Below are 12,239 nucleotides of genomic sequence, written 5' to 3'. Positions count from 1 at the left end.
GCGCAGCATCGCGGACTTGTGCATCCCGACCGTCGCGGCGATGTCGGTCAGGGTCACCACCCGGACCCCGTGCTCCGTGGCCAGTCGGGCGGCGGCGTCGAGGATCGCGGCCTCCCGGGCGCGCTTGGCCTCGGGGCTGCGGGCGCGCAGGGGCTGGCTGCTGCTGGTCATACCGGCATCCTATCTAACGCAACGCGGTTGCACTATTAGCGAAACGGTGTTTTGCTATCGGCATGGCTCCTCAGACGTGGTTCATCACCGGTACCTCCCGCGGCTTCGGCCGCTCCCTCGCCGTCGCCGCCCTGGAGGCGGGCGACCGGGTCGCCGCCACCGCCCGCCGTCCCGAGCAACTCGCCGATCTGGTGGAGAAGTTCGGCGACCGGGTGATCACGCTCCCGTTGGACGTCACGGACGCCGCCGCAGCCGCCGCGGCGCTGGCGGCGGCCCGTGACCGGTTCGGCCGGCTCGACGTGGTCGTCAACAACGCCGGCTACGCCAACGTCGCCCCGGTCGAGACGGCGCCCGAAGACGACTTCCGGCGCCAGTTCGAGACCAACTTCTGGGGCGTCTACCACGTCTCGAAGGCGGCCCTGCCCCTGCTGAAGGCCCAGGGCGGCGGCCTCGTCGTGCAGTTCTCCTCCGTCGGCGGCCGGGTCGGCGGCAGCCCGGGCCTGGGGTCCTACCAGGCGGCCAAGTTCGCCATCGACGGACTGACCCGGGTGCTCGCCACCGAGACCGCACCGCTCGGTATCCGCTACCTGGTGGTCGAGCCCAGCGGCTTCGCCACCGACTGGGCCGGCTCCTCGATGGAGCTCCAGCCGGTGCCGCCGGAGTACCGGGACACCGTCGGCGCCTTCATGGAGCGCTCCCGGGGCGGCCGCACCGCCGGCGACCCGGACCGCGCCGCGGCGATCCTGGTCGAGGTGGTCAAGCGCGACCACCTGCCCTCCCACCTGCTGCTCGGCGCCAACGCGGCCCGGCTGGCCCTGGACCACGCGCGCCGGCAGCTCGCCGAGGCCGAGGCCTGGCAGGCCGTCTCGGCCTCCGCCGACTTCGGCGCCGAGTACCCCGTCGCGTTCCCGGCGGACGCCGAGCAGCCCGCCCAGGGCCCTCGGTGACGACCCGTCGACACCGGCCCGCACGCCCCGTTCGGCGCTGCGGCGCGGGGCGTGCGGGGATCACCGGCGGGCGGGGAGGTACCCGTCCTGGACGGCGTGGACGCCGGCCTGGAAGCGGCTGCGGGCGTCGAGGCGGGTGAGCAGGTCGGCGGCGATCCGGCGGGCGGTGCGCGGGGAGACGCCCAGGCGCTTGGCGATGGTCTCGTCGGTGTGGCCGCAGGTCAGCAGGTCGAGGGCGGCGCGTTCCTGGGCGGACAGCTGCTGGGGCGCGGTGGCGGGCGGTGGGCCGAGCGGGGTCGCGGCGGTCCAGATGCTCTCGAAGAGCGCGTTGAGGGCGGTGACGGTGCCGGTGCCGACCAGGACGACGGCGCCGGCCCGGGCGTTGTCGGTGTCCAGCGGGAGGACGGCGTGGGCGCGGTCGGCGATGATCATGCGGATGGGGAGGGTGGGGGCGGTGCGGACCTGGGCGCCGAGCTCGCCGAGCCGGGCGGCGTGGTCGAGGGTGGGCCGGTGGTTGCGGATGCTGTCGAGGTAGACCGTGCGCACCCGGACGCCCCGTCGCAGCAGGCGGGCGTTGGGTTCGCGGCTGGCGCGCAGGTCGTCCTCGGTGTGGGCGCCGCCGGGAGCGAAGGTGCTGATCTCGTGCCGGACCTCGTCGGCCAGGCGGGCGAGCCGATCGCGGACCGCGTCGGGGCCGACCACCTGCTCGAAGTGACTGCCGGCCGGGGCGGTGCGCAGGGCCGAGCACTCCGCGATCAGCTGGGCGGCGGCCGCGCGGGAGGCTTCCACGCGCGTCTGGTGGGCGGCCAGTTCGGCCTGTTGCCGGGCGAGCAGGATCTCCATCGCGTTCTCGGGTCCGATGGCGCGGAACCCGGTGTCCTCGGCCCGCGGCGGGTGGACCAGGGCCATCGCGCTGAGCCGGTCGAGGGCGGCACGCGTGTGGTGGACGGTGAGTCCGGTGCGGGCGGCCAGGTCTGCGGCGGTGCTCCTCGGCAGGGCGAGCATGGTCCGGTAGACGTGTTCGGCCTCGGTGTCCAGGCCCAGGACCTCCAGCACGAGCTCCCCTTTCGTCGAACGGCGGCACGAGGTCGCGCACACGGTGTGCGCGTCGTGCGGGGGAGGGAGTGTATGAGATTGACACGTTCACGTCATCCACGCGATTCGCGCCATGTCCGGAACCGGCCGACGTGCTCCGCCGGGCTCGCCTGGCCCGCTTATGCCAGCGCATATTCCGTCCAGCCCGGGTCCGTTCCCCCGGCGGCGGCGGGCACCCCATAGTTGCGGAAGCAGCCGAAACGGCGGCCGGAGGCGCCCGCAGAGTAACGGGAGCCGGGCGGGGCGGGCACGTTGTGCTCCCGCCGCCGGCCCGCCGACCCGTCCCGCGGGACGGGCACCGGGATCCCACGAGCGCACGTCCAGGAGCACCGATGACGGTCAGGACCCTTGCTTCGCTCGCCACCGCGGTCGCCCTGGCCGTGGGCGGGGGAGCCGTGTCCGCGGCTTCGCCGAGCACCGCCCGCACGGTGGGCGCGGCTGCGGCGGGGGCGGCCCCGTCCGTCGGTCCGGCGCCTGCCGCTGCCCCGTCGCCCGCCGATGTGACCTGGGGCGGCTGACCACGCCACCACGGGCCCGCGGCGCCGGTCCGGCGCCCGACGCCGGTCCCGGCACGGCCGCAGCACGTGCACCCCCCTCGGCGGCGGGACGGGAAGCCCCCGTCCTGCCCCGTCACGTCCAACCACCCGAGAAGGAGTCTGTTCCGATGACGCGACCCACCCAGGCCTCCCGCACCCGCCGCCGCCTGCGCACCCTCCTCGCGGCCGCGGGCGTCGCGGCCACCGCGCTGACGGTGCTGCCCGCGGCCCCGGCCCAGGCGTCGACGCCCAAGGTCATGATCATGAGTGGCACGTTCGCGGGCTATGCGCTGTGCGCCAGTCCCGGTGACAACTGGGTGTGGCTCAAGCAGGTCAACACCGCCGCCCCCGACGCCTTCTGCCTGTGGAAGGAGATCGGCCCCGGCGGCCAGTTCACCCTGTACAACCCGGCCAAGGACGCGGTGATGGCCTACACCGGCGGCAACGAGGGCGTCCTGGTGATGGAGGACTCCGGGACCTCGCCCCTGGGAGCGAACGGCGAACTGTGGTCGTGGGGAGGCCAGGAGAGCTGGGGGGCGTCGGCGTTGCAGTCCTTCTGGGACAGCGGCCAGAACGTCGACGCCAAGGACGGCTTCGACAACCCCCGTACCGACCCGGTCCACACCCGCGGTTGGCGCCACGGCTTCCAGCGCGAGCTGACCTGGAACGCCGTGGTGCCCGGCTGACGGACCGTCGGGTCCGGACCGGTCCGACCGGGACTCCGCGCCCGGGCGGACCGATCCGCACCCGCCCGAACGCCTCCTCCGGAACGGCTCGCGCACCCCCGTCGTCCATGTCGCCGCGGGTGGCGTCCGGGGGAACGGGGCACAGCCTCTAGGCTCGCCCGCATGGGTTCTGACGGGCAGGTGAGTGACAGCGTGGTCCGGGTACCGGTGCCGCCGTTGGACAGCGACGAGTCCGGTCGGCTGTTCCACCGGCTGCTGCAGCTGCTCCTGCGGGACCTGAAGGAGGCCGGGCAGCCGGTCGGCCGGCACCAGTACCTGCTCGGGGCCGTGGTGCAGTTGCACGAGCCCGCCCGGACGGGCGCCGGTGGCGCCGGGCCGCAGCAGCCGCGATGCGCGTGCTGCGGCACGCCCTACCCGTGCCGGACGGTGCTCGGCGTGGCCGTGAGCGCCGGGCTGCCGATCCCGTGGGGCACGCCGGCTGCGGTGGTTCCCGCGCTGCGGGACGCGGGGCTGGAGCCCCGGCCCGGCGGCGAGGTCACGGCGGGGCACGTGCACTGGGCGCGGGGGTGGGGGGCCCGGCGGGCCGAGGACGGGAGCTGGGAGATCGGCATCCCCGTCGACCGGGGCGAGGTCGAGACGGTGGCCGTGGGGGACGACGAGGCGATGGCCCGCTACCTGGCCGCAGCGGCGGTGTCGCTGGGCGGCCCGTACCCGTACGGCTGGACCGAGGACGCGGCCGAAGCCGCAGCGGTCCGGCCGGCGGCGCACGAGCAGGTGGTGGACTGGCGCGAGCGGGCGCGCCTGCCCTACCTGGAGGAACACCGCGCGTACGGGGCGGCGGGGGAGGCCACGCGCTGACGGGACCCCGCGGCCGGCGGGCGTCCGCCGGCCGCGCGGGCCGGTCAACGGGCGGCGAACTCCTCGCCGGCCCGGTAGCTGCGCAGGCCGACCGCTCCCGCACCGTCCAGCGCCTCCACCACGTGCACCCGGCCCAGGCCGGCGACCCGGGCCCGGTCACCGTCCACGTGGAGCAGCGTGTTCTCGTCGATCGCCGCGCCCCGCACCGCCGCACCGGTGGCGACGGCCTCGATCAGGCGCGGCAGGGTGCCCCACTGCGCGGCGTGCACGTCGACGGTGAACGGCACCAGGCCCAGCCCCGGGCGCACCTCGATCTCCTCCAGGTCCTCGCCGCTCTCCTCGGCGCAGACCTGGGTGCCCTTGGAGAGCCAGCCGCCGACCACGGCCGCGTCGGCCGCCACGGCGGCGCCGGCGGAGAACCCCGCGTACGGCATGCCGCGGTCGGCAAGCAGCGCCGCCAGCTCCCCGCCCACCGGGCTCAGCGCCTCCTGGTAGGCGGGGGTCAGGCCGCCGCAGACCAGCAGGGCGTCCGCGCCGTCCAGTGCGGACAGGTCGACCGATCCGCCCAGCGGGACCAGCACCGGGACCGGGGTGCACGGGCCGGCCGCGCGCAGGGCCGCCTCGAAGCGCGCGAACTGGGCGGCGCCGTCGCCCTCGTCGATCAGCAGGCAGGCCACGACCGGCTCGGCGCCCGCCGCTGCCAGGAACGGTCCGTAGACCAGCCCCGCCGCGTCCGGCCGCCAACCCCCGCCGATCAGATACGCACTCACTTTGCCTCGTCTCCTGCCGGTTCCCGCACGGGTGGGCCCCGGCGGCGGCCACGGACACTAGCAGCGCGCCCGGGGTGTCCGCCCGGGGTTTTCGGGCCGGGGTTTTCGGGCCGGGCGCGCCACGCGGGCCGACGCCGGACCCGGCGCGCTCCGGCGGCGCCACCTGCCACCGGCGTCGAGCGGCAGTGGGTACCGTGGGCAGCGCGAGCGCGAGCGCGAGTGCGAGCGCGCCGGCCGGTCGCGGTCGTCGCAGGCCCGCGGGGCCGTTGCCGCGGTCCGCGCGGCTTCGGACCGATCACTCCTGGAGGTTCCGTGGATCCCTCAGCACCGTCGAGCACCCGGCGCTCCCTGCACGCCGTGGCCGAACTCCTCCTGGCGGGGCCGCAGTTCCGGGCCAGCGAGACGATCAGACTCCAGGTGCGGCCGGGCGGTTTCGGCACCGTCGCGGCCCCGGCCGTCCGGGTCGACGGCACCGAGCTGGTCACCGCGGGCGGGCGCTTCGCCCTGGCGGGCAGCAGCTGCGCCGACCTGGCCGCGGCAGCCGGTCTCGACCTCGGCGCGCCCGCCGGCCTGTACGGCGAAGGCTGCGACGTCGGCCCGGAGGAGGTGCTGCACCTCGACCCGGCGACCACCGCCGCGATCCTGGACGGCTTCGCCGCGGGCGACGCCGCACTGCGCCGATTCGCCCCCGACCGGCAACCCGTGCTGTGGCCGGAGCACTTCGACCTCGGGATCACCGTGGACGAGGTGAACTACGGGGTCTCGCCGGGCGACGCCCAACTGCCCGAGCCCTACGCGTACGTGGGCCCGTGGGCCCGGCGCGAGGGCGCGTTCTGGAACGTCCCGTTCGGCGCCGCCCGCCCGCTGGCGGACCTGACGCATGCGGACGCCCTCGCCGGCTTCTTCGCCACCGGCCGGGCCCGCGCCCAGGCCGACCCGCCCGCCGCCGACGACTGACGGTGCCGATGGTCGCCGTGCTGCTGCCGCCGGCTGACACGTTCGGGTGAGATCGTGCGGCAGCGGGTGGGATCTGCGGCCCGGACCGGGCAGGGCAGGGGTGGGCGTTCGTCATCGGGCGCTCCTCGTGTCGTGCTGAGGGGGTGTCATGGTCGTGGGGCCGGGGGCGTGGAGCCGGGCGTGGCGGGTGCTGGCGTTGGCCGGAGTCTGGGCGCTGGTGGCCGGTGTCGGGATCGCCGGCGCCGCGCCGGTGCGGGCGGTCACCGGAGTGGTCGGCGCCGTCACCGAGTACGGGCCGTTGCCGTCGATCCCGGTCAGCGGCGTGTGCGAGACGCACTTCGACGCGGCCGGCAAGCTGTGGATCGAGCAGTACCTCAGCAGCCAGGTCGCCTCGTTCGACCCGAGCGCGGGCACCTTCGTCGAGCACAACACGCCGATGCCCTTGTCGGTGCCGGGCGGCATGGCCGTCGGACCGGACGGTGGGCTGTGGATGCCGGAGGTGACCGGCAACGCGCTGCTGCGGGTGGACCCGGCCGACGGCGGCATGCAGGAGTTCCGCCTGCCCTGGGAGAACGCGCTGAACGGAAGGGCCTTGGACCTGCCGCTGCACCTCGGGCTCGGCCTGGCCAACGACATCGCGGCCGGCCCGGACGGCGCGCTGTGGTTCACCCTCGGCGGGCTGAACGCGATCGGCCGCTACGACCCGGCCTCGCACGCCTTCAGCCGGTTCCCGGTGCCCGGGGAAGTCCTCGGGCAGGTGCAGGCGCTGTTCGGCATCATCAAGCCGGGCCCGGGCAACACGGTGGTGATGGACCTGCCGCAGCAGAACGCGGTCGTCACCCTCGACGTCGCCACGCACCGGTTCACCCGGTACACGATGCCGACGCCGCTGTCCTTCCCGGTCGGGGTGTGGACGGCCGGGGACGGCTCGATCTGGGTCACCGAGTCCCTCGGCATGCGGGTCGCCCGGATCGACGTCGGCTCGGGCACGATCCAGGAGTTCCCGCTGTTCGGCCTCGGCGGCCTGCTGAGCACGCTGGAGGGCGACCTGCTGAGCGGGTCGCTCGGCAACCCGCTGCCCCTGCCCGGACCGATCACCCAGGGCAGTGACGGCAACATGTACGTCGCCCTGTCCTTCCCGGCCGGCGACGCCCTCGGCAACCAGATCGGCATGATCGACCCGGTCACCCACCGGGTGCGCCTGTGGTCCACGCCGTCCTCGGCGTCGTACCCCTGTGACGTCCAGGGCGAGCAGGCCGGTTCGATCTGGTTCGGCGAACTCACCCCGAACAAGGTGGGACGGCTGAGCCTGGGCTGACGGCTGACGGCTGACGGCTGACGGCTGACGCCCGCCGTCGAGCGAAGGTTCTCTGGGCGGCCCGGGGCCGGCCGCTCCCCGCGTTCGCGGAAAACGGTCACCAGGGGGCCGGACGTGGCTAGGGTTGGCCTGCGGGGCTGGCGGACGGGAGTGCGCCCGGTCATGCGGTCGGCGGTGCCGAGACCGCCGGGCCGTTGTCGAGCGGTGGGGACGCTGGAGCGGCGATCGTGGTGGAAGCTGTGGTGGCGTGCGTGTTCACCCGGGGGATGCGCAACGCCCACCGGCTCGGCGGCCGTGCGGACGCGGAGGTGGACTCCGCGCTGGACGCGGCCGTGGACCGGGTCCACGAGCTCGTGGTGGGCCGGCTCGGCGCGGGCGGGGAGGTCGAGCGGAGCACTCGATGACGCCGACGGCGAGGGCGACTGCTGGACCGGCCTCGGTGCCACGTTCCGCGAGGCGGGCGACGTGGGGCAGGCGCTGCAGGCCGGGCAGCGGGCCGTCGCGCTCTTCGAGGACCTCGACGACCAGTACAGCCTGGGGGAGGCGCTGGACGGACTCGCCGACTCCCTGCTGGCAGCCGGGCGCCCGGGCAGTGAGGTCCGGGCCGGGCGGGAGGCGTCGGCCGCCGTCTACCGCCGGGCCGGCGCCGAAGCGGAAGCCGCCCGGGCGCTCGCCAAGCCGACCGGAAACGGGGCCTGACCTCCCGCGGGCGCCACCACGGCCGGTCCCGAGCGGCCGTACTCCCGTTCGGTCGACCCACCGGCAGTGCCCCGTTCGGCGGACATGGCCGTCTTCCTGCTGTGACGGTGCACCGTGCACCCGCGGGCCGGGGCCGTGGACCCGCCGCGTCCTTGACTTCGAGTGCGCTCGCACGCCTAGCGTGGCGGTCATGACCGTGACGAAGAGAAGGGTCCTGGTGACCGGCGGCACCAGCGGCCTCGGCCTGGCGATGGCCACCGCCCTGGCCGCCGCGGGCGCCACCGTCGCGCTGACGGGGCGCTCGGCACAGCGGGCCCGGTCCGTTGCCGCGACGCTGCCCGGCGCGATCGGCCTGGACATGGACGTCCGTGACGAGGCGTCGGTCGCCCGGGGCGTCGACCGGGCCTGGGAGCGGCTCGGCGGCATGGACCTGCTGGTCAACAACGCCGGGCTCGGCATGCGGTCCGTCAACCCCGACTTCATGACCCGGCCGGTGCCGTTCTGGCAGGTTCCGCCCGAGGCCTTCCGGGCGGTCGTCGAGACCAACCTGACCGGCTACTTCCTGGTGGCTCGCGAGGTCGTACCGAGGATGCTGGAGGCGGGCGGCGGAGGGATCGTCACCATCGCGGTGAGCGAGTCCACCACGGCCAGGGCCGGGTTCGTGCCCTACGGGCCGTCACGGGCCGGGAGCGAGTCGCTCTCGCGGATCATGGCGGCGGAGCTGCGGGGCAGCCCGGTCACCGTCAACCTGCTGCTGCCCGGCGGACCGACCGCCACCGGCATGCTGCCGCCGGGCGTGCCGGGAGCGTTCCTGCCACCCGAGGTGATGGGCCCGCCGATCGTCTGGCTCGCCTCCGACGAAGCCGCGGGAGTGCACGACGAGCGGATCGTCGCCCGCGAGTTCGACGCGTGGCTGCGCGCCCGGACCACCGGAGCCGCGCCGCGGTGAGCGGGGCGGGCGGGCGCGGTCCCGCACCGGCGCGTCGGCCCCGCAGCGCCCGGCCGGGGGCCTCGCTCCCGGCCGCACCCGTGGGTGTTCATCGCGGCAGGGTCTGCGTGATCCGCCACAGGCGACGGGGCAGGTCACCCTCCTCGAACGGGTGGACCTCGTCCAGCGACCACCCGGCGGCGAGGTCGTCGACCAGGCGGCGGGGGAAGAAGTGGACGGCGAAGCCGCCGTGCTCCCAGATGTCGTCACCGTGCGCGGTGCCCGCGCCGTAGTGGGCGTCGCCGGTGTGCCGCACGGTGTAGACGAAGGCCCCGCCCGGCCGCAGCACCCTGCGGACCTCGGCGACCAGGCCGTGGAGCTCCTCGGTGGACAGGGCCATGCACAGCAGCATGTGCGCGAAGACCGCGTCCACCGAGCCGCCGGCGAGCGGGAGCGGCCCGCGCACGTCGTGCACCACGGTGGTGACCCCGTCGGCCAGGCCCTCGGCCGCGGCCCGTTTGCGCAGCTGGTCCAGGCCCACCGGGCTGAAGTCGGCGGCCACGACGGTGAACCCCGAGCGGGCGAGGAACAGCGCATCCCGGCCGTGTCCGGCTCCCAGCTCCAGCACCTCGCGCGCGCCGGCGGCCCGGAACACCTCGCCGGCACGGACGGCCGCGTCGGACGGACGGTCGCCGTACATGCCCGGGTGGGCCTCGTACGTCTGCTGCCAGTGCTCCCGCTGAGCCCTGGCCAGCTCCCGGCCCTCGTGCATCACCGCTCCTCACACCGTCCCGGCGTCCCCGGGGCTGCCGCCAGCCTAGGGTCCGTCTTCCGAAACGCCCAAGTAGCTCCGCAACGAGGGCGTGCCCTGCCGCACGCCGAGAGCACGCACCGAACGACCCGGCCTGATCCGACGCGAATTGTCGGACAGGCCCTGGGGGAGCCCCCGGGACCCCCTGCCACGCCTGCGCTACGGCCACGACCGGCCCGAGCGCCCGCGGCGGCAGCCGGCAGCCGGCAGCCGGCAGCTGACCGGTCCGGCGGGCCACCGGCGGTGAGCCTTCTCGGCCGGGGCGGTCAGCCGACCACGGGTTCGGTGGCCGACACGGCGACGTGGTCCCCGAACCGCTGTCCCAGGTCCCGCTTCGCGGTGGCCAGGTCCCCGGTGACGCCGACCTCCACCACGCCTTGCGTGAAGCTCACCACGGACCCGTCACCGATGGACCTGATGCTGTAGCCGGTCGTGTGGCCCCTGAGTGCTTCCACCCGGCCGCGGGTGGAGGCCAGGTCGCTGATCGAGCGCGGGGCGTCCTGCAGATCGACGGGCACCCCCAGGGCGAGCCGTGACAGGGCGCCGTCGAAGCCCGTGCCCGGCTTGCGGTAGACGGTCAGGCGGCCGTTCGCCGTGTCCACGGCCAGGCCGGTGAAGGCGTCCTGGTAGGAGCCGGCGAGGTGTGACACGGCGTCCGCGGCCGCGTCGAGCTGCTGCTGGTTCGCCGGGCCGGAGTTCGAGGGGGCGGGGGACGGGGCGCGGCTTGCGGTCGCGGTCGCGGCCGGGGCCGGCGACGCGGTGGTGGCGGGCGCCGCGCATGCGGCAGTGCCCAGGAGGGCTGCTGCGGCCAGACCGGCAGCGAGCAGGTGTCGTGGCAGACGGGCACCGGGCATGGATCCAGCCTTGTTTCGTTGGGCGTCGGCTCGGGAGTGTAGACGACCGATCGGTGCGGGGGCACGGCGCTGCGCCCCCGGCGCGGAGGTCGACCGTCTCCTGTGGCGCCTGCGGGGCCGGGGACCGGTGGCGCGTTACCGTCGGGGCATGGCGGCTCGGGGCTGGGTGTGGGCGGTCGGTGCCGGGCTGGTGCTGGCAGTCGGGTGCGGGTGCACCGGCGGGCACGGTGGGCGCGCGGGCGAGGCGGGGACGGGGTCCCCGGGGGTCTCCGCGGCACCGACGCTGCGCGGGGATCCGGGGTGGGCGATCGCGAGGGCCGGTGCGCCCGACGAGATCCAGGGGTACGCCGACCGGACGGGCGTCCGCCCGGGGGAGCCGGTGCAGCTGCGGGTGTCCACCACGGCACCGACGTTCCGGGTGCGGGCCTACCGCTTCGGGGCGTACCCCGACGGCGCGCCGGCCGCGACGGTCTGGGAGTCGTCCGCGATCCCCGGGGTGCGGCAGCCGGCTGCGACCACCGATGCGCGCGGAACCGTGGTCGCGCCCTGGCGGCCGAGCCTGACGCTGCCGACCGCGGGATGGCCGCCCGGCGCCTACCTGCTGCGGTTGGAGGCCTCCTCCGGCGGCATGCGGTGGGTGCCGCTGACCGTGGAGTCGCCCTCCGTGGCGGGCCGGTTGGTCCTGGTGCAGGCAGTGACGTCCTATCAGGCCTACAACACCTGGGGCGGCAAGAACCTCTACTTCGGGCAGGACGGGTCCTTCGCCGGCCGGGCCCGCGCGGTGAGCTACGACCGGCCCTACCAGGACGAGGACGGCGCCGGCGACTTCTTCGACCTGGAGGAGCCGCTGGTGCTCTTCGCCGAGCGGGCCGGTGTGCCGCTGGGGTACCGGACCAGCACGGACCTCGATCTGGACCCCCACGCGCTGGACGGGGCGGCGGCGGTGGTGAGCGAGGGCCACGACGAGTACTGGTCACCGGCGATGCGGGCGAACGTCACCCGTGCGCGCGACAGCGGGAGCAGTATGGCCTTCCTGGGCGCGAACGCGGTGTACCGCCGGATCCGTTTCGAGGCCGGGCCGGACGGCACGCCGGACCGCATCGAGGTCAACTACAAGGTCCCGCAGGAGGATCCCCTGTTCGGCCGGGACAACGCGAAGGTCACCGGGGACTGGCCGAGCCCGCCGGACGCGGACCCGGAGAGCGCACTCACCGGACAGGCGTACTCCTGCGACACTCACACCAACTCCCCGCTGGTGGTGGTGGCTTCGGGTCACCCGCTGTGGGCGGGCACGGGCGTGCGGGACGGCCAGCCACTGGCCGGACTGGTCGGCCCCGAGACGGACCGGCTCGACACCACCGGACACGCCCCACCGGTCACCGTGCTGGGCCGCGCGGACGTGGCGTGCGCCTTCGGCCCGCCGCGCACGGCCAACACGACGGTGTACACCGCCGCGAGCGGCGCGACGGTCTTCGACGCGGGGACGCAGAACTGGGTCTGCGCGCTGCGCACGGACGACTGCCCCGGCGTGCCGGCCGAGGTGCGGCAGGTGGTGCAGAGGGCGACCGGGAACCTGTTGCGGATCCTGGTCCCGCAGGGCTGGTGACGC

Annotated in this window: 14 protein-coding genes; 9 read left to right on the top strand and 5 right to left on the bottom strand. The window is 75.3% G+C overall.

The annotated features are described in order from the left end of the window. The coding region (locus tag ACFW1A_RS15530) for a TetR family transcriptional regulator (RefSeq protein ID WP_380409180.1) at positions 1–171 on the bottom strand (171 nt) is incomplete at its 3' end. A gap of 62 nt (positions 172–233) precedes the next feature. Here ACFW1A_RS15530 and ACFW1A_RS15525 point away from each other — a divergent pair. Beyond that, on the top strand, positions 234–1,118 hold the full coding sequence (locus ACFW1A_RS15525; protein WP_380409178.1) for an SDR family NAD(P)-dependent oxidoreductase: 885 nt from the start codon (positions 234–236) through the stop codon (positions 1,116–1,118). A 60-nt stretch (positions 1,119–1,178) separates the two neighbouring features. Here ACFW1A_RS15525 and ACFW1A_RS15520 read toward each other — a convergent pair whose 3' ends face one another. Next, on the bottom strand, positions 1,179–2,174 hold the full coding sequence (locus tag ACFW1A_RS15520) for a LuxR C-terminal-related transcriptional regulator (RefSeq protein WP_380409176.1): 996 nt from the start codon (positions 2,172–2,174) through the stop codon (positions 1,179–1,181). A gap of 703 nt (positions 2,175–2,877) precedes the next feature. On the opposite strand from ACFW1A_RS15520, the gene ACFW1A_RS15515 reads away from it, so the two are divergent. Continuing rightward, positions 2,878–3,435, top strand: a complete 558-nt coding sequence (locus ACFW1A_RS15515) for a hypothetical protein (RefSeq protein ID WP_380409174.1) — start codon at positions 2,878–2,880, stop codon at positions 3,433–3,435. A 162-nt stretch (positions 3,436–3,597) separates the two neighbouring features. After that, positions 3,598–4,293, top strand: coding sequence for a hypothetical protein (locus ACFW1A_RS15510; RefSeq protein ID WP_380409172.1), 696 nt, complete (start codon positions 3,598–3,600; stop codon positions 4,291–4,293). Positions 4,294–4,337: 44 nt separating this feature from the next. Here ACFW1A_RS15510 and ACFW1A_RS15505 read toward each other — a convergent pair whose 3' ends face one another. Next, the gene (locus ACFW1A_RS15505; RefSeq protein ID WP_380409170.1) at positions 4,338–5,063 is read right to left on the bottom strand and encodes a Type 1 glutamine amidotransferase-like domain-containing protein; all 726 of its coding nucleotides are present in this window, start codon (positions 5,061–5,063) and stop codon (positions 4,338–4,340) included. 312 nt (positions 5,064–5,375) lie between these two features. Here ACFW1A_RS15505 and ACFW1A_RS15500 point away from each other — a divergent pair, with 312 nt between their 5' ends. From ACFW1A_RS15500 to ACFW1A_RS15480, 5 genes are all read left to right on the top strand, one after another. Further along, complete coding sequence (locus ACFW1A_RS15500) at positions 5,376–6,020, top strand: hypothetical protein (RefSeq protein WP_380409168.1); 645 nt, start codon at positions 5,376–5,378, stop codon at positions 6,018–6,020. A gap of 148 nt (positions 6,021–6,168) precedes the next feature. Next, complete coding sequence (locus ACFW1A_RS15495) at positions 6,169–7,338, top strand: hypothetical protein (RefSeq protein ID WP_380409166.1); 1,170 nt, start codon at positions 6,169–6,171, stop codon at positions 7,336–7,338. Positions 7,339–7,565: 227 nt separating this feature from the next. Further along, the gene (locus ACFW1A_RS15490) at positions 7,566–7,742 is read left to right on the top strand and encodes a hypothetical protein (protein ID WP_380409164.1); all 177 of its coding nucleotides are present in this window, start codon (positions 7,566–7,568) and stop codon (positions 7,740–7,742) included. Positions 7,743–7,803: 61 nt separating this feature from the next. Next, positions 7,804–8,037 (top strand): hypothetical protein, encoded by a 234-nt coding sequence (locus ACFW1A_RS15485; RefSeq protein ID WP_380409162.1) that lies wholly within the window; start codon positions 7,804–7,806, stop codon positions 8,035–8,037. A 190-nt stretch (positions 8,038–8,227) separates the two neighbouring features. After that, positions 8,228–8,986 (top strand): SDR family oxidoreductase, encoded by a 759-nt coding sequence (locus ACFW1A_RS15480; protein WP_380409160.1) that lies wholly within the window; start codon positions 8,228–8,230, stop codon positions 8,984–8,986. Positions 8,987–9,074: 88 nt separating this feature from the next. Here ACFW1A_RS15480 and ACFW1A_RS15475 read toward each other — a convergent pair whose 3' ends face one another. Together ACFW1A_RS15475 and ACFW1A_RS15470 are read right to left on the bottom strand one after the other, a co-directional pair. Beyond that, a complete protein-coding gene (locus ACFW1A_RS15475; RefSeq protein ID WP_380409158.1) occupies positions 9,075–9,737 on the bottom strand; it encodes a class I SAM-dependent methyltransferase in 663 nt (220 codons plus the stop codon). A gap of 305 nt (positions 9,738–10,042) precedes the next feature. Then, positions 10,043–10,630, bottom strand: coding sequence for a hypothetical protein (locus ACFW1A_RS15470; protein WP_380409156.1), 588 nt, complete (start codon positions 10,628–10,630; stop codon positions 10,043–10,045). Between the two features lie 148 nt (positions 10,631–10,778). Between ACFW1A_RS15470 and ACFW1A_RS15465 the strand changes: the two genes are divergently transcribed. Continuing rightward, a complete protein-coding gene (locus ACFW1A_RS15465) occupies positions 10,779–12,236 on the top strand; it encodes a N,N-dimethylformamidase beta subunit family domain-containing protein (protein ID WP_380409154.1) in 1,458 nt (485 codons plus the stop codon). Positions 12,237–12,239 lie beyond the last annotated feature (3 nt).

The organism is Kitasatospora sp. NPDC058965 (assembly GCF_042741245.1).
GTDB lineage: Bacteria > Actinomycetota > Actinomycetes > Streptomycetales > Streptomycetaceae > Kitasatospora.
Note: the sequence above shows the minus strand (reverse complement) of the source record. Positions and strands in the feature narration are given on the sequence as shown.

Bases quoted from the DNA above. Each gene is read 5' to 3' on its own strand.
- ACFW1A_RS15525 (WP_380409178.1), top strand. From the start codon at position 234: ATGGCTCCTCAGACGTGGTTCATCACCGGTACCTCCCGCGGCTTCGGC.
- ACFW1A_RS15515 (WP_380409174.1), top strand. From the start codon at position 2,878: ATGACGCGACCCACCCAGGCCTCCCGCACCCGCCGCCGCCTGCGCACC.
- ACFW1A_RS15510 (WP_380409172.1), top strand. From the start codon at position 3,598: ATGGGTTCTGACGGGCAGGTGAGTGACAGCGTGGTCCGGGTACCGGTG.
- ACFW1A_RS15495 (WP_380409166.1), top strand. From the start codon at position 6,169: ATGGTCGTGGGGCCGGGGGCGTGGAGCCGGGCGTGGCGGGTGCTGGCG.
- ACFW1A_RS15480 (WP_380409160.1), top strand. From the start codon at position 8,228: ATGACCGTGACGAAGAGAAGGGTCCTGGTGACCGGCGGCACCAGCGGC.
- ACFW1A_RS15475 (WP_380409158.1), bottom strand. From the start codon at position 9,737: ATGCACGAGGGCCGGGAGCTGGCCAGGGCTCAGCGGGAGCACTGGCAG.
- ACFW1A_RS15470 (WP_380409156.1), bottom strand. From the start codon at position 10,630: ATGCCCGGTGCCCGTCTGCCACGACACCTGCTCGCTGCCGGTCTGGCC.
- ACFW1A_RS15465 (WP_380409154.1), top strand. From the start codon at position 10,779: ATGGCGGCTCGGGGCTGGGTGTGGGCGGTCGGTGCCGGGCTGGTGCTG.